The sequence below is a fragment of the Holdemania sp. Marseille-P2844 genome (genome assembly GCF_900120005.1).
Lineage (GTDB): Bacteria > Bacillota_I > Bacilli_A > Erysipelotrichales > Erysipelotrichaceae > Holdemania.
The window spans coordinates 340,503-358,931 of the sequence record NZ_LT635451.1 but is presented as its reverse complement, the minus strand read 5'-3'; the positions used below and the strand labels follow the sequence as shown (position 1 = coordinate 358,931).

Sequence of the window (18,429 nt, the reverse complement as noted above, 5' to 3'; positions counted from 1 at the left end):
ATTATAGCCGAGCTGGGAAATGAAAAAAAGGCTCAATTTCTTAAGCCTTTATGACAGGATTCAAATTCTTACGAATGTTTTCCGCAGCTGCAGCTATGACTTTCGTCATGATCATGATGATGCGTGCAGACTGCTTCAGGATCATCCGCAATCCGGCCCTGCGCGTAGCTTGCCAGCACCGCTTCCGCGCTGCCGCTGACGCCGCGGATAACCGCAATGCCCTGCGCCCTCAACGTTTGGTAAGCACCCTCGCCCATGCCGCCGCACAGACACGCTGTGACGCCGTGTTCCTTTAAAAAGCCCGCCAGTTCGCCATGGCCTTTGCCCTGGGTCGGCACAATCGCGCTGGTTACGATTTTTCCTGCTTCAATCGTCGCGATCAGAAATTGCCGCGTCTTGCCGTAATGTCCGAAAACCTGTCCGTTTTCATAAGGAATCGCTGCTACCTGTTCCATTTTTCCAACAATCCTTCCAGTTTTTCGGCGGCTTTCGTCATCCAATCGCCTTCAAAATCTTCGATCCGGCCGGCGTCGCACAGACTGGCAAACTGCGGATTGATCGGCAGCCGCGCCAGAATATCAAGACCCTTTTCAGCCGCGACTTCATCGAGCTTGCTGTGACCAAAGACTTCGATTTTCTTGCCGCAGTCCGGGCATTCCAAATAGCTCATATTTTCCACGACGCCCAATACCGGAATGTTCATCATATTCGCCATGTTGACGGCTTTGGCGACAATCATGGAAACCAGCTCCTGCGGCGAGGTGACGACGACGATGCCGTCCAACGGCAGCGACTGGAATACGGTCAGCGGGACGTCGCCGGTTCCCGGCGGCATATCGACGAACATGAAGTCGACGTCCGACCAGATGACTTCGCCATAAAACTGCTTGACCATGCCGGCTAAAATCGGGCCGCGCCAGATCACCGGTGTTTCCTCATTGTCCAGCATCAGATTGACGGACATGATCTGAATGCCGGTCGAGCTGACGGCTGGCAGAATGCCGTCGTCGTTCCCATACGCCATGCCATGGATCCCGAACACCTTCGGAATCGACGGTCCGGTGATATCGGCGTCCATGACGGCGCTTTGATGTCCGCGCCGCTGCATCGTCGTCGCTAACAACGAAGTGACTAATGATTTGCCGACGCCGCCTTTGCCGCTGACGACGCCGATGATCTTGCGGATCCGGCTGTTCGGATTCGGTTTTTCCAAAAAGCTCTGCGGTTCCTGCCGGCTGGCGCAGTTAGCGCTGCAGCTGCCGCAGTCGTGATTGCATGTTTCGCTCATATCGTAATACCTCAATTCTTTTCTGACGTTATGTATTATATCATTTCTAAGCCGAACAATCCAACGCTGTGCCTGAAATCTTTCAAATTGCTTCCCAAATTTTCTCCCAATTGTTCGAATACGGATTTAAAGGGCGGTTAATTTCCGGTAATTTCCTGACATTTCCAGCTTTTTTTTACATTTTTCAAGATTTACTGCAGATCCTAATCCCTGAGGAATAAAGCCGGAAAACAGGGATAGAATACCACGAAAACCGCTTTTCCTTCACTTAACCGGCTATATTCCTGAATTGTTGGCAATATTAACCTTTTCGTTCACCGCTTAGAATGGTAATGAAATGAGGTGAATTTATGATCGATTACAGTCCATTTTGGAAAACCTTAAAGGAAACCGGCGTAACCCAGTACGATTTGATCTACCATCATAATATCAGCCGCGGTACGATTCATCGCATGCGCAAAAATAAGCCGCTGACCTTAGTCACCGTCGATATCTTGTGTTCGATTCTGGAGGTCCCGATTGAAAAAATTGTCTGTATCCGGCCAGCCGATTCTGATTGCGAAACTTCGCTTTGAGTTTTCTGCACTGAACCAACAAAAAGACCCTTGGATAAGGGTCTTATTTTATCTATGGTGACTCGTACGGGATTTGAACCCGTGAATGACGCCTTGAGAGGGCGCTGTGTTAACCGTTTCACCAACGAGCCAGTGCTTAATTATTATAGCTTATTCCTGCGGCAAATTCAACAAAAAACGGTGCAATTTGCACCGTTTTTTTTTTCATCGGGGTTCTGACTTATTTCGCTAATGCCGTCTTTGCGGTTTCGATGATTGCCTTGAAGCCCTTCTCATCGTGAATCGCGATTTCCGACAACATCTTGCGGTTGATCGTAACGCCGGCCAGCTTTAAGCCGTGCATCAGCTGAGAATAGCTCATATCGTTCATTCTCGCTGCTGCGTTGATTCGTGCGATCCACAGTTTGCGCATATCGCGCTTCAGCTGCTTACGTCCGATATAGGAGTAACGCAGAGAACGCATGACCTGTTCATGAGCTGTACGATACAGCAGGTGCTTCGAGCCGAAATAGCCCTTCGCTAACTTTAATGTTCTTTTTCTTCTTGCGCGGGTTACAGTTCCGCCTTTTACTCTTGGCATGTTCTAACGTCCTCCTCTAATTAGTCCTGAATCAGGTACTTGATCCGCTTCATGTCGGTCTTGTCAACCAGTGCCGACTTTCTCAGCTGTACCTTCTGTTTATGAGTTTTGTTCGCTGCAAAGTGAGAGATATAAGCATGGCTTCTCTTCAGTTTTCCGCTGCCTGTTCTTTTAACACGCTTTGCCAGCGCCTTTTTTGTTTTCATCTTTGGCATAATCAAGTCCTCCTATACTTTTTTATTTCTTCTTCGGTGTCAGAACCACAGACATCGTATTGCCTTCCAGGGCCGGAGCCTTTTCAACGGATGCAATATCCGACATCTGTTCGACGAAGCTATTCATAACCTTTTTACCGACCTCCAGGCGCGTGATCAAACGGCCTCGAAAGCGCATATCGATCTTAACCTTCATTCCATCTTCAACCCAGTTGCGGGCCTGACGAAGTTTGGTTTCAAAATCATGCGTATCAATAACCGGGGATAAGCGCATGGGTTTAACCTCTGTGACATGCTGATTCCGCTTGGCTTCTTTCGCCTTTTTCTGCGCCTCAAAACGATACCGTCCGTAATCGACAATCTTGCAGACCGGCGGATTTCCATTTGGAGCGACACACAGCAGATCAAGTTCATAATCGTAGGCTTTTTCCAGGGCCTCCCGGCGCATCATCACGCCTAGCTGCTCTCCTTTAGGGCCAATGACTAAGACTTCTTTGAAACGAATGTTTTCATTGACCAGATCATCGTTGGTCATGACTTTCTTGCTAATAAACGACACCTCCATACTACAAAAAAGCAGGTACTCCTAGAATACCCGCTTCTACTTACACAGTTCTCTTTGTGTTTGCAGCGTCAACCCAAGTCTGAAGGACATCAGGTGAGAAGGGGCACTTCTACTTTCTACATACTTTTTCTTTGCTTGTTTACTTTACCATGGAACCTGCGGCTTGTCAAAGGTTTTTTCCAAAACTTATCCGAATTTGCTTTGGACATGCAAACGGTCAGCCCGGCGGCGTTTCCCTGCTGAACAAGCCGGATCCATACCGGACTGGACGTTCTCTTCGTCCTGATTTCAGCGTCCCATGAATTCCCGCAGCGCTTCCGCCTGCGCGGCGCCGTCTTCCACACCGGCGCGGTATAAGGCATGCAGCTCACTACGGTTCTTTTCCAGCCGGCCGATCGTGACCGGTTTTTGCGGCTGAATCACAAAGACTTTGCCCTGCTGCTTCAGCGCTTCAATTTCTTCCAATGTTTCGTTATAGCGCAAATGACGGGTCGCCATCAGTTCGATCAGCTTGGGATAGCGGCGGTATTTCGCGCGGATCAATGGCATCAGCTCATTCGGTTTTTTCCGGTATTGGGCGCATTGGGTCAAGACGATAACGTTCTTTTCACAGCCCAGGCGCATCGCTTCCTTAACTGGAATTGAATCGCTGATCCCGCCGTCCAGATATTCCTGTCCCTCAATTTTGACTGTGCGCGACAACAACGGCAGCGAACTGGACGCCTGCAGCCAGATGATATCGCGATGCAGATCTTCGATTACCGGATATTCCGCTTCACCGCTCGCCAGATTGGTGACCACGGCGCGAAACCAGCCGCGGCGTTGTTCAAATGCGGTATGATCATACAAATCCAGCTGATTGGGAATCGTATCGTAAAGCATTTTCGCGCCGAAGAAATCACCGGTGGTCAGCCATGAACGTGCGCTGCAATAGCGCCAGTCATTAAGGTAGCTGACGTTGACGCGGTAAGCCCGGCCGCGCTGTTTCGATAAAAAACTGGCCGCATGGCAGCTGCCGGCGGAAACGCCCAGCGTCCCGTCAAATTCCAGGCCGGCATCTAAAAAAGCGTCCAGCACACCTGCGGTATACACGCCGCGCATCCCGCCGCCTTCCAGTACCAGACCGATTTTCGTTTCTCCCATTACGCTTCACCGATCCTTTCTGCGTTCAGCTCGTCATAACCGGTCGCCGGATCCGGCGTGCGCGTCAGCCGCCATTGATCCAGATGAAGCAGGACGACCTCGGCCGTCGTATTGACGATGCAGCCGGAGGTTAAATGGCCGCCGAAGGTATGCAGCTTTTGGTCGCAGACGCTGATATGCACATGCATTCCCTGTTCGCTGATCGTGCCGCTGAGCGAAACGATCTCCGCATCGACTTGTTTTTCATAGATCGTAACGCCGTCCGCCATCCGAAACCGGACGACGCGCAGGCATCCGGCACAGGCCACAACCGCCGCGGCGGTAATCTGACGCTCAGCGCAATAGCGTTCAATCGTCTTTGCCAGATCCTGTCCCGGCAGCACTCTGAAACATTCTGTATTCATCTTCAATACCTCCTGTAAAAAAGAAAAAACCGGAAGAAATCCGGCTGTTTGTTAAAAGAGAAATCCAACGACCTTGACGTCAACCAGATTGCATTTCAGGCTGGTCATCTGCAGAATATTCTGATAGATCCGATCCTGCAGTGTTTCGCAGACCGCATTCACGTTGGCTCCAAATTTTACTTTGATTTCCGCCATGACGTTTAAACGGTTGTTCGCGATTTTGCATTGAATCGGTTTCTTCAGCGTTGTCGGTTCGATCGCATACGCCTGATCGACGTCGTCGATCGAGATCTGGGCAATCGTTTCAAATACACCTTTTGATAAGGCAATCAGGCCTGTGCCTTCGTCTTTTTCTTTAATCTGAATATATTCCTGAGCCAATTTATTCACCTTCTTTGTTCCTATTATACCAGAGAAAGCCAAACTTGCCAAAGAAAATGAAACGGGGTTTTTATTTTTAGCGCCGTCTACTTAAACGTGACTTCCGGCACCCGTTCATCCTGCAGCTGATCCGCGGCGATCTTCATGATCTTGGACGCGTTCTCGGCGCCGGCCAGCGTTTTCGGACAGCCGATCCGCACGACCTCGTCCTGCAGTTCCGCCACGCATCCCTCCATTCCAGCCTGACTCAGCGCCGCGACGATCGTTTCTTCGGTTTTCCTGTTTTGTTCCACCTGTCCCGCCTGCTGCAAGGCATCCTGTTTTTCTTCGGTGCTGGCTGAAGGCGACGCGACGATTGCCTGAGAGTTCTGGGCCTGGGCATTATGTTTGTCCTGCAGCTGCTGCTGCATCGTGGCCAGGGAATCCTGATCCTCGTTCTGTCCGGTTAAAAGCTGATCGGGATTTAATTGTCCCTGATCGGCCGGCAGCGTCACATAGTAGATTGAAAGCATCAGAATCAATGTAAATAAAGTGAGAAATGCAAATGCCTGTTTATTCATATCACGGCCTCCTGCTCACTTGTACTGTATGCGGCAGGCTTGTCCGTTATGAGCGATTTGACTGTCAATAAAACAGAGCGCAGATTTTATGCTTCAGCTGCGCCAGAATATCCTTGCGCTGCAGCTGATATTCCTCCATACTTCCCAACGCATCGTCCAGACCGTCGATTTCATCGTGGAACAGCTCCATGATCTGAAGCAGGCGGTCTTCGTGGATGATCTCGATCTTGCCGACCTCCACCATCGCTTCCGCGACGCACCGCAGCAGATCATCGCGGATCGTCTGAGCGCTGACGCTGTCCAGCGTCGTGAATTTCTTCTCGTACCAGAAACGATTGACAATCAGCGATTTCAGCACTTCGACAAACATCGTGAAGTCCTGAATGTTGTTGCCCGGCTGGATCGCAAAAAGCATGACGAAGAACACGTGCCACTCAAAATCAATGTTGATGATGCTTTGCCAATAGCGGCCGAGCACATCGCAGAACGGATCGTAATGAATGAATTCTTTTTCCAGCGTGATCGGTTCCGTGAAATCGAGATCGCTGATTTTCAGCAGGTTGAAATGTTCGAAATATTCGACCATTTTCTGCTGCGGCTGGTCCGACTGGACAAAATCTTTAATGTAGATGTACTGGCTGAGCACAGCGCTGCATTTCTTGAAATCGGTCGTAAACCCGATCGACTCGATCATCTTAATCGCATACAGATCACTGATCGATTTCGCCATGAACATCTTGAATCCGCGTTCGCTCATGCCGATATCCTTGTCTTTATTCTGATTGAGAATCTGCGTATAGACGATTTCCAGCTGGTGATCGACGACGTCCAGATTATCGCGGATTGAAGCCAGAATATCTTTCATGAAGCTGTCAAACATCACGTACTGGGTGTTTTTATAAACGACCTGATGCTCGATCTCGCTCCAGAAGGAATGCACCATGGATTTGATCTGCAGCTCAAAATTCACCTTGCGGCCGTTGAACAGATAATAGCCGTCGATCCGGTAAATCGTAAAGCCGTTGCGCTGCAGCTGGGGCTGGGGCATCGCCAGATTCAGACAGAGATCGGGATAAAGCATGCATTGGGCATATTCCTGTCCCTCGACAAAGCTGAAATGATGGCGGATCGCCTGGTAAATCCGGTTTTCATCGCTGATAAAGCGGCATTCCACGGTCAGTCCGATCAAATCGGGAAGAAAATTCAAAACCTCCTCGCCGGTTGAAAACTGCAGGTAATATTTGTTGCGGATCATTTTTTCCTTCAGCGACCCGATTGATTTTATCCGCGAACTGAAGCCGACGACATAATCCATATAGTCTTCCAGAAGATGCTCGAAGCAGCCTTTGATCGCCCCTTCGACATATTGGTAGGACGGGTTGTTCAGTTCCAGCAGTTTGACCGAATCGTCGATCAAATCAAACAGTTCAAGACGCATGGGATCATCCTCCTTCAGCGTGTACGCAGTCCTTTGGGGTATTTATTTTTAATCACGGCGCCGTCGCTCTTGCCAAAGCCGACGGGATAGCCTTCAAATCTCAGGCAGAGAAAGCCGCGCGGGGCGTTCATCGTTAACGGCAGTCCTTGCAAATAGAGCACAAGCTGGTTTTCATCCAGCTCCACGGTTTTTATAAAACGATCCTGAAGCAAGGCGGACGTATAGAAATGATGGTGCGGTTCCAGCCGATTTTTGACGATTTCCCCGGCCATTACCCCCTGCCGCAGCACCGGAATTTTATCCAGCTGGATAAATTCATGCCGCATCAGGGACAACCGGTCCTGTTCCAGATGGAAATGCAGGTTGCCGATCTCCGTCAGCTGATCGTTGAAAAAGTCCCGGGCTGCCGGCGGCAGCGGCGAACTTTTGACAAACCGCTGGCGGACTGAAGGCTGAGGCGCCCTTTTGCGCAGCTTCGCGACAAAATGACCTTCGCCCTGATCCATCGGGAAAATCCGCCGGACCTTCGCACCGTCGACAAGCCCCAGCGACAAGCCTGGCCGGCCAAACTTCACGCCGCAGTCGAGCAGCTCCATTTCCGGATGCTTCCGCAGAAACTGATCAATAACCTGTTCGTTTTCCTCCGGGGCGTACGTGCAGGTCGAATAGACAAGAATGCCTTGTTCCTTCAGCGTGAATACGGCCGATTCTAAAATTTTCTGCTGACGCAGACCGCAGGAGCGGACATGCTCGACGCTCCAGTCGGCCAGCGCCTGATCTTCCTTTTTAAACATACCTTCGCCGCTGCATGGGGCATCTACCAGAACTTTGTCCATCCAGCCCGTTAACTGCGGACACAGCTGTTCTGGGGAAGCGTGAGTGATCAGGGCTTCGCTGACGCCTAAACGTTCCAGATTGCTCATTAAGACGCGCGCCCGGCCGCCGTCGATTTCATTGGCGATCAGAAAGCCGGCATGGCCGATCCGCGCCGCGATCTGCGTACTTTTGCCGCCCGGCGCCGCGCATAAGTCCAGCACCCAGTCGCCCGGCTGCGGATCCAGCACAGTCACCGCCGACGAAGCCGATGGCTCCTGCATGTAAAACAATCCCTGGCGATGATAAATATGATTGCCCAGACCTGTTTCCGAACCGGTCAGCACAAAGCCTTCCCGGGCAAAGGGAGAGGGCGACAAGGAAGCGAATTGACGCTTAACTAAGGCATCTGGCTGGATTTTTAACAAATTGGCCCGCAAACCGCGAAAGGGCGGATTGTGCAGGGTTTCCACATAAGCGTCGTACTCCGCCCCCAGCAGCGTCTGCATCCGCTTTAAGAATTGTTCATTCATCTCCCGGCTCCTGAACAACCTCGCGGACGGCCTGTTGATCCCGGCGAAGCTGATCGACTAATTCCGTCAGCGAAGCGAATTGCTGCTCTGCCCGCAGCCGCTTGTAAAAGCGCAGCCGCATCGGCTGATCGTAAAAATCTTCCGCACAGTCCAACAGGTTTGCTTCAACCGACAGCTCGCGAACCGGATTGCAGGTCGGATTGTGGCCGATATTGATCATCGCCTTCCAACAGCGGCCTTTGCTTTCCGCTTCCCCGGCATACACGCCGCCTAAAGGCAGCAGCGTTTCCTCATCCGTTTTTAAATTTGCGGTGGGAAAGCCCCACTCGCGGCCCTTCTGACGGCCGTGAACGACCACGCCGCGGATTTCATAAGGATAGCCTAACAAACGCCCGGCCTCCGCAACGTCGCCCCGTTCCAGACAACGACAGATCCGTGAAGAACTGATCTTATCGCCCTGATCGTTGACCGCCGCGATCACCACGACGTCAAACCGTCCATCAGCTTCAGCTCTGAGCGTTTCGACACTGCCGCTGCCGAATTTTCCATAATGAAAATCAAAACCGCAGACTAATACCTTCAGACGGCAATGCTCCGCCAGCATGTCAATGAACGCCTGCGGCGACAGCTCGGCCATTTCTTTAACAAAATCCAGTACGATCACACGGTCTATTCCCATCTTGCCGGCCAGCTCGATGCGCTGCTCCAGCGTCGTTAAATGCTGCACTTTCTGCATCTTGCCGATCGTGATCCACGGATCAGGTGAAAATGTGATCAGCGCGCTGTCGCACCCCGCCGCCTTCGCCCGGCGGATCGTTTCGTCAATCAACGCCCGGTGTCCGCGATGCAGACCGTCAAAATAGCCGATGCAGGCGCAGACCGGCCCTTCCAGAACCGGCCCGCCATGCGTTTTTATCATATCTACTTTCATTGATATTTCTCCTACCATAATCCCCGCAGGCAGCGGTAAATTCCATCTTCCTGCCGTTCCATCATCGCCAGCACCTGCTTTCCGCTGACGACGCCGACGATGGGTTCCATGCTGTCCAAGTGCAGCCGCTTGCCGTTTTTAATATCCGGAATCTGCGCTGGATCCGCTTCGATCAGCGGATATTGGCTGGCAATGCCGTCATAGATGGAAACAAGCTGAAAACAGCCCTGCCGGACCTCGTTTAGCGACTGACATTGTTCTAAGGTATAGCCGCAGGCCCGAGTCCGGACCAGACTGCTCATCGTGCCCACGGTTCCCAGTTTTTCCGCGATGTCTTCGCACAAGGTGCGCACATAAGTTCCGTTGGAACAAACGACGCGGAAACGGATGACCGGAGCGGTCTGCAATAATTCGATTTCCGTGATTTCGATCGGACGTTTTTCCCGTTCGACCGCCACGCCCTCGCGGGCATATTCATACAGCTTCTTGCCGTCCTTTTTGATTGCGGATACCATCGGCGGCAGCTGCAGCGAAACGCCAAGAAAGCTGTTGAGCACCGCTTCCAGCTGCGTCGATTCAACCTCGCGAACCGGTCTGGTTTCCAACGGTTTACCCCAGATATCGCCCGTATCGGTTTTTGTGCCCAGCGTCAGCTCGGCGATGTATTCTTTCGTCTTGCCTGATAAATACGGCAGCGCTTTGCAAGCCCGGCCCAGCAGCACAACCAGGACGCCCGTCGCCTGCGGATCAAGGGTTCCGGTATGCCCGACGCTCTTGATGCCGGCGGCTTTACGGACCTGATAAACCACGTCGAACGACGTCATGCCTGCCGGTTTATTAATTAAACAAATTCCGTCCACTGTATCACTCCAAACTCCACGTTTCATTATACCAAGGCTCCCATCCGTTTGCAAAGCCTATCGCCGTATCCGCGTAAATCTCACACGGAATGTTCACCTGGGCTTCAAACAGGGCCTGTGGTATAATAGGACGGAAGTAAAAAACGTCAGGAGGACAAAACCATGAATGCGATGAAACAAATTTTAGGCTGTATCCGCAAAGCCGATCAGGACTACGGCATGATCGCCGATCACGACCGGATTGCCGTCGGCGTCTCCGGAGGCAAGGATTCGATGCTTTTGCTTTATTGCCTGCATCTTTACCAGCAGTTCTGCCGGCGGATCCAAAGCAAGCAGTTTGAAGTCGTCGGCATTCATATTCAGATGGGCTTTCCCGATATGGACTTTACGGATGCCGAAGCCTTTTTCAAACAGCGCGGCATCCGGCTGGAACTCGTGCCCAGCCGAATCTACGAGATTCTAAAAATTCAGGCCAATGCGGATGGTTCCTTGAAATGCTCGTTGTGCTCAACGTTGAAAAAAGGCGCCGTCAACCGGGCCGCAAAGGACTTCGGCTGCACGAAAGTCGCGTTTGCGCACCATGGGGACGACGCGATTGAAACCTTATTGATGAATGCGATCTATGGCGGCCGGCTGGCCACCTTCGCGCCGAAGATGTATTTATCCAACGCCGAAATGCCGTTTATCCGGCCTTTCATCTACGCCCGTGAAAATCAAATCCGCGCGGCGGTACAGAGCTGCGGCGTACCGGTTGTGAAATCGACCTGTCCGATGGATGGCTACACCCGAAGGCAGGATATGAAAGAAATGCTGGAGCGGCTGTACGCGGAATATCCAATGGCCCGCGACAACTTCCTGCTGATGCTGCACAATGAAAAGCAGCTCAGCCTGTGGCAAAAAGAACCTGCCACAGGCCAAACCGAAATTCATCCGATCAGAAAATCAGAATCTTAAAGCCGTCCGGCAGCCGCAGCTGGGCGGCTGTTTTTTGTTCGTCCAGAATCCGGTGCTCTTGGGGATCACATAAGATCAGCGGCTGACATAGATCAAATTCCTCGCGGATTTCCGGCGGACTCATCTCCTGCAGGCCTTCGACAATTTCCCGCAGCGTCAGCGACGAATCGACGCTGCATTCAAAATACGCGTCGCAGCAGACTAATTCAAAACCCAGTAAAACTTCATTTTCCATTTTATTCTATCTCCTTCAATCGTTGCATTTGTTCGTTTTGAATCCACATACTTTCCTGATCTGTTAAATTTGCTATCGTGGCAGGCACCGGGAAAAACAGCTGCTGCCGCAAGCCCGGGCCGGACCACAACGTCAATGAAAAATCAACCAGCCTGCGCCATGTGCTGCGCTGCAAATCGCTCGCTGTGCCAACCAGAACAAACGGCGCTTCTCCTTCCAAAAACGCGATGATTTCCGCTTCGTCAAGCCGGGAGACATCGACGATGGGATAAGGCCCGCCGCCAAGCTGACGGATCCTGGCGGCGCAGAGCTTCGCTTCACAGCTGAGTACAACCAGATGCTGCCGCGAATGCAGCGTCGCATAGACCGGCCTGCACAGAATTGGATCCACGCCCAGAAACACGGCTTTCTTTTTCAGCCAGCGGCGCGGCAGACGCTGCGGCAGACGCGGCAGCTGCCAGCGTTTCGGTTTATCGTTTAGAAGTGGAGAAAGCGGCCGGGCCAAAACGAAATTCAGAACGGACTCCTTCTGAACCAATCCCCAACCGCTCGCCAGCGGTTGAGTCCAGGTTCGCTCCAGCACCTCGCCAAGCTGGGCCGGCGCGGCCGGACCAAGGATATAGCGAATCCGCAGACTCTGCGTCAGACGCAGCGGCAGCCGACTGACTTGCTTCTCCGCGCACAATAAATACAGGTTTAACGACGGACCTTCTTCCAAAAGCTGCTGAAACAGCGCCAGATTGTCATAACGTTCCAGAATTGTGCTGAGCTGAAGCGTCAGGACAAACAACGGAATTTCAGCGGATTGACGCTGCCGCAGACCGCGCTTAAGCAAGCTGAAAAATCGTTCCATCAATTCCGGCTGCTGTAACGTCAGAACTTCGATAACCGCGGGTTCCGCACAGAACTGCGGCAGCTGATCCAGCGGATCCAGTACGACAAACTCAGCCGCTTGGTCAAACCGTCCCGCGCTTTGGATCAGACATCGCAAGAAGGCCTCCTGTGGCGCCGCTTCCTCACTGATGAACAAACCATGCGCCAAAGGGTGAACAATCACCGGCGTGGCGCGATGCTGCGGATCATCGCCGACGCCCAGCACCAGCCCGGCCGTCTGTTTTTTCAGTTCGGCCAAATCCACCGCCGCCGGCAACGGCGGCCACAGCGGCGGCGCGGACAAACCGCGGCGGTCCGCTTCCCGCAGCATCGCTGCCATCAGCGCTTCACTTTGGCGCAGGCTGTTATTTTTACCCCGCCGCACCTCGCGGATCGGCTGCAGCCGGGAATCCAGCCAGCGGATAATGGGATCCGGCGTCTGCTTACCGCCTAACCACGCGCATTGTCCCTGGATTAGATCCTGCTGGCTCAGCAGCAGAAATTGTCCCGGCCGGGTTAACCGCAGCGCTTTATCGCAATGCAGTATTTCCTGACTGTCCTGTTTCTGCGCCACTTTTAAACAGAGCTTAAAATTGAAATTGCTCCACATCTGTTCGTCGACGATGCCCGCCGGCCGCTGTGTCGCCAGGATCAGGTGCAGTCCCAGGCTGCGTCCGATCCGGCAGATCTGGATCAAATCCCGCATAAACTCCGGCTGCGACTGCTTCAGCTCGGCGAATTCGTCAATAATCAATACGCAATGGGCCAAAGGTGTCAGCTGCGGGTGGTCAAGACACAGCTGGCGGTAATGATCCAGATCGGCAACGGGCTGCTTTAACCGTGTCTGCGCCTGAGCGAAACAGCGCTGCCGGCGTTCGCATTCCTGCCGCAGGTAGATCAAAGATCGTTCTGCCCCACCTTCTGCGACATTGTTCAGTTGAGCACAGCAATGCGGGATCAGCCGCCCTTGAAAACGCAGCTGCTCGATCAGGCTGCCGCCTTTGTAATCAATGACCGCAAACTGTAATTGATCCGGACTGTAATGCCAGGCCGCTGACAAGACGAGCGTTTCCAACAGCCGGCTTTTACCGCTGCCGGTCATCCCGGCGATTAAGCCATGCGGTCCCTGGCCTTTTTCATGCAGATCCAGAATTACCGGCTGGCCTTGTTCATCCAGCCCCAAAGGAATTCGCAGCTGCGTCAGGCGTGCCGACTCCTGCCAGGGCGGACAGCCGATTCCCGCCTGGCCCAGCAAACTTTGAATGTCAACCTGCCGGCTGGACGGCCGGCTTTTCTGTCCATAGCGGTACAGTGCCAGCGCACTGTCGCGGAAGCTTTTCGCATAGCTGAAATCCACGTCGAATTCCTGGCAAAGCTGACGTGAGCGCGTCAGAATCCGGCCATGTCCCTGCTCAATGATCAAAATTCGCTGCGCTGCCAGCCGCAGATCCTCCGATCGGGCCGCCAACTGCCACACGCAGGATTTCGGCTTCGACGCTTCCCAATAAGCAGCCGCGCCCGGATCGCTCACCAGCGTCCACGTCGGAACAGGAATTTCCTGAATCTGCCGCCGGCCGCGATCCCAATCTTCCCGTTTCGTCCAGATCCGCCGCAATCCTTGTTCGTCATAAATCTGCGGCAGCCAGCAAAGCGTTTCAAAGAGAATTTCAGGCACCGGACCGATCCAGGCCAGAGCCAGGCTTTGCGCTTGGTGATGGAGCGCCAGCGTCATTAAAATCGTATTGAAAAAAGCAGCCAGCGATTTTTCATCGCAGACTAAACCGACTCGTTCCCACTCAAAGAGATCCCAGGGAAGCGGCGCGGCAGCAGTGAAGGGATGGGTTGTTTGCCAGGCGTCGATCTGTTGCTTGACCGTTTGATCCGCGGGTTGATGCAAATCCAGTGTGTCCAGATTTATTTCAGGAATCAGCGTCAGCCGCTGGCGGCCTAAACTGAGCTTGCCGAACAGCGGATGAGCACTGTCGGTATCAAAAACAGATTGTTCTTCAATTTGCCTTTTTAGCGCGTCAGCCTCCGGATAGCGCTGCGACAGAAACACCGTCGTTTCCCGCAGCGCCGTTTGGCAGCTTTGTTCCCACCCTTCCAGCACGTCCGCCAGCCATTGTTTGCGCCGACGCCGATCACGCCTGTTTAACAGATGATTCACGGCCAGCTGAACCAGCGGCCAGAACACCGCCGAAACCATCATGACGGCCGGCATCAGCACCATCATCCCTGCCGCCCCCTGACCTAACGACAAGCCGACGGCAATCGACGCCGCGCCCATCATCAGCGAAGGACCGATCGTCAGTACGCTGAAAGTCATGGGTCTGAGCTTGACTGGGGGGCCCGGGGGCAAGTGCAGCGGACATCGGGGATAGACGGGATAAAACTGAAAAGTCGGATGAAAGGGAAGCGGCAGCTTATCCGGCGGCTGGTACATCCAGTCGGCTAAAGCCTGCCGGCGCAGCGGCTTCAGCTTGATTTTGAGCTGCATTCCCGGATTGTTGAGTGCGATGAATGCCGGATGAATCAGGATCGTTACTGCAGCAAACTGCAGGCGCATTCCCGCTTCCAGCCGGGTCTGACGCTGATGGACGCCGTTGACGATCATACCGGGAAACTGCGTTGTTTCCTTCGCCAGATTCTGATCGAAGTCAAGTATTGCCCACGGTTCGTCCTGATCGCCGCAGGGTTCGCTCAACCGCTGGTCATTAAGCATCCAGCAACCCTGCGGACGCTGATAGAGCGTGTATTGATTAAATCCGGTCTCATCAAAGGTATAAAAGAGGTCAATTTTCTCATAGAACGGCAGATAACAAAGCTCGTCATGCCGCCGGCTGATCAGGCGGCAGCGGCGCGGACTGTCCAGAAACTGCAGTGTGTCGCTGAGCTGCAGCTGCCACCCTTCCTTCTTTTGCGTAATCGCCAGCACGCTGTCCGCTTCAGGGGCAAAGAATAAGCCGCGCTGCGGATGGACATGACGGATCGCCAGTCGGTGCTGCCACAGGATGCAGACGATCATGCCGCCTCAGCCCGCACATGAATATGACAGCTTGTCTTGTAGGTTTCCGACGGATCGCTGATCGTGACGATCGCATCCCCGGCTTTGACTGCCCGCACCTTGCCGGTCTGCACGACGGTAGCCACCCCCGGATCGTCCACGGAATACATCAGATCCGACACCGTCACGCCTTCCGGCAGTCCGCGGATCACAATCTGTCCGCTTTGATTCGGACTTAATATCAACAAAACTTCCGCCAGCTCGATCCGATCAGTTTGTACAATCGGAGCCGTGGTCGGCGCTGGTGAGGAAGAAGGCTCACCGCGGGTGCAGCGATCCACAAAGATCCCGTTTTCCAGATGCGTGCGGCCATGGGGATTGAGCGTCGCGTTGTTCTCATTCAGGATTGAAAATGTCCGGCCCATGCCAAACCGACCGGCTAACGACTCCGGAGAATTGATTTCCAATTCCAGAATACCGTGAACGTTTAAATCGCTGCAGAACTGCAGATTCGCATGAACCGGCTGACTTTCCAGGGGTAACTCTCCCGCTGCCCGGGATTCCAGTTCGCCGTTTTGGCTGATCCAGGCCGTCGTGCGCATCACGCCGCGCAAGCCTGTCTGCAGCATCAGATCCATCAGTGAAATCCCGGCTGCCCGGGCGGAAGCATCCAGGGCCGCAGTCATCTTGGCCGAGCCCTGAAAGATGAAATCATGCCGGTGTTCAAGCTGATGGATCGGCCGCAGAACGCCGTTTCTTATTTCCATGCCCACGCTGCCCTCCTGACTCAGAAGCAGCTCGATCTTGCCGCCGGCATAACAATGCAGCTGCAGGGTTAAAAGCAGGTCGACGATCGGAAACTGCGGTACAGGCAGTTTGATCCTGGCGATCGGGATGATCGTGTCGGCGTCCTTGCGCGTGCTTGTAAAGGAAGCGGTCAGCGAGTTTAACAGTGTGTGCGGATCCAGACCAGAAAAGTCGCTGGTCAGCGTATTGGACACCCCGCGCGTCAGACCGGCCGATTCGTTCATCACAAAGTCCAGCTGCAGCCGGCCATCCCTGCTCAAGCCGTTCCATTCGATCACCGGATGCAGTCCGGTCAGATCATAGTCCATCTGCAGCGTCGCGCTGTTGGCCAGCTTTTTTGCGGCATGGACATGAATTCCGCTGGCGGCCACGCTCCAGCTTACCTGCGTTTTGCCAACTTCAAACTGCTGCTTCATCAACGCAAACCGCGGTTCCGCCCTTTCCGCGGCATTCATTGCAAGGGACAGAAGTTCTTCACCGTTCTGCCCATAAGGCTCGATCTCAGCCTGACTCCAATCCGCATCAAACGCCAGTTTAAACTGCGTTTCGGCCAGCCACGTCTGCGGATCCTCTGGATGGACTTCAGCCATGATCTGACCTTCGGTTTCAACGATCGAATCCGTGATGTAGATTTGACGGGAATCCGGATCGGTAAACCAGCTTCCCAACTTTCCAGTCTGTCCGGGATTCAGCACAATCCTTCCCGTTTCATCCGGCCGTCCCTCTCCATTCCATAACCCGGCTGCTTCCCACTCAAACACCAGCGTCTTTGCTTCAGACTGGTTGAGCTGCCGCGTCAATTCCTTCAATGACGCTGCCGCTTCCTCCGCCGTCAGCCAGCCTTTTAGCTTCGTCAGAAATCCCAGCGTCTGGCAGCGCTCTAATGATGGATCTTCACCATCGTAAGCCTGAAGCAGATTGAGACAGGCCGCCTGCCGTGAAACCCGCTGCCGGTCCATCTCCACTTCCACGCCCCAATCTTTCAAGGCGGCCAGGCCGGCGGCGGAATCGTCAAAAAACAACGTTTCCGCCAACATCTTCGCCCAATCGCACCGCAAAACTCCCGTCGGCTGCGGCATACAGCCCTCCGCCATCATCAGCACCGTCAGCCCCGCGGCGAAAAGACTTCTCCAGCGCCCGCGCATACGCTAAAATGAACAGGCGTTGTTCTGAATCGTCGCTTCCAGCGTATCATAGCTGGACACGGCGGTATCCAGAAACCGGGCGTACGACTCGATGATCTGCTTCTGGGTTTCAAACTGCGCCGCAAACTGATTGAAACGCTGGCGGATCGCCTCCGAGCCGTCGCTCTGCCACACCATCGCCAAATCGTTCATCTGTTTCTTCGCTTCGATTAATGCGCTGTAAATTTGTTCATTGCAGACGCGAATTGCACCGGAAGTATCCTTAACTCCCGCTAATGAAATCTTCAAGTTATCCATTTTCAATTCCTCCCTTTAATTGACCAGCCGGCTGGCCTGCGCCGCCAGTTCTTCCTGCATCTGCCGGTAGCTTCGCGCCGAGGCTTTTAAGAATTCGCTGTACTGCTGCATCAGCAGCTCGACCCTTCGGAAATCATCCTGATAGCCCTGGATCTGCGTTGTAAACGCCAGATTGTCCCGGCCGATCCAGGTGTTCGCCGCCATCAGCTCTACCCGCTCGTACAGCCGTGCGACCGTCCTTTCCACCTCCTGCCGCAGCTGCTCGATCTGTCCGGCACACGCTTCCAGCCGGGTTGGTTCCACCGCAATCGTTCTCATTGTGTTCTCCTTTCTGCACGCCCCTAGTATTAATATTGCGGTTTTTTCGAAAAAGCCTTCCAAAAAAAGGAAAAAAGTTGAAAAAAAACAAAAAAAATCCTGTCCGATTCATTTCAGACAGGATTTCCGGTTAAGCTTTGTGATTGATTTGCGAAATAATCGAGTCGATCCGCTCTCCTTTTTCCAGCGAATCGTCGAGCTTGAAAATCAAATCCGGAACCTTGCGGATCGAAAGCCGTTTGCCCAGCTCCGAGCGGATAAAACCCTTTGCCCGGTTGAGTGCCTTCAGACCTGCTTGCTTGCGTTCTTCCTTGCCTAAGAAAGAAACGTAAATCGTAGCGTAGGAGTAGTCGTTGGTCACCTGCACGTCAGTAATCGTGACGAATCCGACGGACGGATCCTTCAGGGAAAACTGAATGATATCCGTGACGTCTTTGAGGATGATCTGCGCTACCCGTTCTTGTTTGACAGACATGAGCGTCCCTCCTGTTTCTTCAGGAAAAGCGTTTC

Annotated in this window: 21 protein-coding genes and 1 tRNA gene; 2 read left to right on the top strand and 20 right to left on the bottom strand. The window is 53.3% G+C overall.

The window, feature by feature from the left end; genetic code table 11:
* Positions 1-68: 68 nt before the first annotated feature.
* Both BQ7364_RS08340 and BQ7364_RS08335 read right to left on the bottom strand, forming a co-directional pair.
* On the bottom strand, positions 69-455 hold the full coding sequence (locus tag BQ7364_RS08340; protein ID WP_072684296.1) for a NifB/NifX family molybdenum-iron cluster-binding protein: 387 nt from the start codon (positions 453-455) through the stop codon (positions 69-71).
* Positions 443-1,288 (bottom strand): Mrp/NBP35 family ATP-binding protein, encoded by an 846-nt coding sequence (locus BQ7364_RS08335; RefSeq protein WP_072684295.1) that lies wholly within the window; start codon positions 1,286-1,288, stop codon positions 443-445. The genes BQ7364_RS08340 and BQ7364_RS08335 overlap by 13 nt, the downstream gene beginning before the upstream one ends.
* Before the next feature lie 350 nt (positions 1,289-1,638).
* Between BQ7364_RS08335 and BQ7364_RS08330 the strand changes: the two genes are divergently transcribed.
* On the top strand, positions 1,639-1,863 hold the full coding sequence (locus tag BQ7364_RS08330) for a helix-turn-helix domain-containing protein (RefSeq protein ID WP_072684294.1): 225 nt from the start codon (positions 1,639-1,641) through the stop codon (positions 1,861-1,863).
* Positions 1,864-1,918: 55 nt separating this feature from the next.
* On the opposite strand, the gene BQ7364_RS08325 is transcribed toward BQ7364_RS08330, so the two are convergent.
* The 12 genes from BQ7364_RS08325 to truB all read right to left on the bottom strand — a co-directional run bounded on the left by BQ7364_RS08325 (position 1,919) and on the right by truB (position 10,313).
* A tRNA-Glu gene (locus BQ7364_RS08325) sits at positions 1,919-1,994 on the bottom strand.
* A gap of 89 nt (positions 1,995-2,083) precedes the next feature.
* Positions 2,084-2,443: a 50S ribosomal protein L20 gene (gene rplT / locus BQ7364_RS08320; protein WP_072684293.1), complete on the bottom strand. Its 360-nt coding sequence runs from the start codon at positions 2,441-2,443 to the stop codon at positions 2,084-2,086.
* A 20-nt stretch (positions 2,444-2,463) separates the two neighbouring features.
* A complete protein-coding gene (gene rpmI / locus BQ7364_RS08315) occupies positions 2,464-2,658 on the bottom strand; it encodes a 50S ribosomal protein L35 (protein WP_006059109.1) in 195 nt (64 codons plus the stop codon).
* A gap of 22 nt (positions 2,659-2,680) precedes the next feature.
* Positions 2,681-3,223: a translation initiation factor IF-3 gene (gene infC, locus BQ7364_RS08310; protein WP_072684292.1), complete on the bottom strand. Its 543-nt coding sequence runs from the start codon at positions 3,221-3,223 to the stop codon at positions 2,681-2,683.
* A gap of 288 nt (positions 3,224-3,511) precedes the next feature.
* Positions 3,512-4,366: a patatin-like phospholipase family protein gene (locus BQ7364_RS08305; protein ID WP_072684291.1), complete on the bottom strand. Its 855-nt coding sequence runs from the start codon at positions 4,364-4,366 to the stop codon at positions 3,512-3,514.
* Positions 4,366-4,770: a PPC domain-containing DNA-binding protein gene (locus tag BQ7364_RS08300; RefSeq protein WP_072684290.1), complete on the bottom strand. Its 405-nt coding sequence runs from the start codon at positions 4,768-4,770 to the stop codon at positions 4,366-4,368. Before BQ7364_RS08300 ends, BQ7364_RS08305 begins: the two co-directional genes overlap by 1 nt.
* Positions 4,771-4,821: 51 nt before the next feature.
* Entirely contained in the window at positions 4,822-5,160 is a 339-nt protein-coding gene (locus tag BQ7364_RS08295; protein WP_159432779.1) for an Asp23/Gls24 family envelope stress response protein, read from the bottom strand.
* A gap of 77 nt (positions 5,161-5,237) precedes the next feature.
* Positions 5,238-5,711, bottom strand: a complete 474-nt coding sequence (locus BQ7364_RS08290) for a SpoIIIAH-like family protein (protein ID WP_072684288.1) — start codon at positions 5,709-5,711, stop codon at positions 5,238-5,240.
* Positions 5,712-5,775: 64 nt separating this feature from the next.
* Positions 5,776-7,149, bottom strand: coding sequence for a nucleotidyltransferase family protein (locus tag BQ7364_RS08285; RefSeq protein WP_072684287.1), 1,374 nt, complete (start codon positions 7,147-7,149; stop codon positions 5,776-5,778).
* Positions 7,150-7,163: 14 nt separating this feature from the next.
* The gene (locus tag BQ7364_RS08280; protein WP_072684286.1) at positions 7,164-8,495 is read right to left on the bottom strand and encodes a methyltransferase RsmF C-terminal domain-like protein; all 1,332 of its coding nucleotides are present in this window, start codon (positions 8,493-8,495) and stop codon (positions 7,164-7,166) included.
* Positions 8,488-9,426, bottom strand: coding sequence for a riboflavin biosynthesis protein RibF (gene ribF / locus BQ7364_RS08275; RefSeq protein WP_072684285.1), 939 nt, complete (start codon positions 9,424-9,426; stop codon positions 8,488-8,490). Before ribF ends, BQ7364_RS08280 begins: the two co-directional genes overlap by 8 nt.
* An 11-nt stretch (positions 9,427-9,437) precedes the next feature.
* The gene (gene truB, locus BQ7364_RS08270) at positions 9,438-10,313 is read right to left on the bottom strand and encodes a tRNA pseudouridine(55) synthase TruB (protein WP_229100742.1); all 876 of its coding nucleotides are present in this window, start codon (positions 10,311-10,313) and stop codon (positions 9,438-9,440) included.
* A gap of 135 nt (positions 10,314-10,448) precedes the next feature.
* On the opposite strand from truB, the gene BQ7364_RS08265 reads away from it, so the two are divergent.
* On the top strand, positions 10,449-11,240 hold the full coding sequence (locus tag BQ7364_RS08265; protein WP_072684283.1) for a tRNA 2-thiocytidine biosynthesis TtcA family protein: 792 nt from the start codon (positions 10,449-10,451) through the stop codon (positions 11,238-11,240).
* On the opposite strand, the gene BQ7364_RS08260 is transcribed toward BQ7364_RS08265, so the two are convergent.
* The 6 genes from BQ7364_RS08260 to rbfA form a co-directional block, all read right to left on the bottom strand.
* The gene (locus BQ7364_RS08260) at positions 11,221-11,475 is read right to left on the bottom strand and encodes a hypothetical protein (RefSeq protein WP_072684282.1); all 255 of its coding nucleotides are present in this window, start codon (positions 11,473-11,475) and stop codon (positions 11,221-11,223) included. The two genes, BQ7364_RS08265 and BQ7364_RS08260, sit on opposite strands and share 20 nt — an antisense overlap.
* 1 nt (position 11,476) lies before the next feature.
* The gene (locus BQ7364_RS08255) at positions 11,477-15,373 is read right to left on the bottom strand and encodes an FtsK/SpoIIIE domain-containing protein (protein ID WP_072684281.1); all 3,897 of its coding nucleotides are present in this window, start codon (positions 15,371-15,373) and stop codon (positions 11,477-11,479) included.
* Positions 15,370-17,304 (bottom strand): Ig-like domain-containing protein, encoded by a 1,935-nt coding sequence (locus tag BQ7364_RS08250; protein WP_083538497.1) that lies wholly within the window; start codon positions 17,302-17,304, stop codon positions 15,370-15,372. Before BQ7364_RS08250 ends, BQ7364_RS08255 begins: the two co-directional genes overlap by 4 nt.
* Before the next feature lie 3 nt (positions 17,305-17,307).
* A complete protein-coding gene (locus BQ7364_RS08245) occupies positions 17,308-17,601 on the bottom strand; it encodes a pore-forming ESAT-6 family protein (protein WP_072684279.1) in 294 nt (97 codons plus the stop codon).
* A gap of 15 nt (positions 17,602-17,616) precedes the next feature.
* Positions 17,617-17,919: a WXG100 family type VII secretion target gene (locus tag BQ7364_RS08240; RefSeq protein ID WP_072684278.1), complete on the bottom strand. Its 303-nt coding sequence runs from the start codon at positions 17,917-17,919 to the stop codon at positions 17,617-17,619.
* Between the two features lie 130 nt (positions 17,920-18,049).
* Positions 18,050-18,394, bottom strand: a complete 345-nt coding sequence (rbfA, locus tag BQ7364_RS08235; RefSeq protein ID WP_072684277.1) for a 30S ribosome-binding factor RbfA — start codon at positions 18,392-18,394, stop codon at positions 18,050-18,052.
* Between the last annotated feature and the right edge of the window lie 35 nt (positions 18,395-18,429).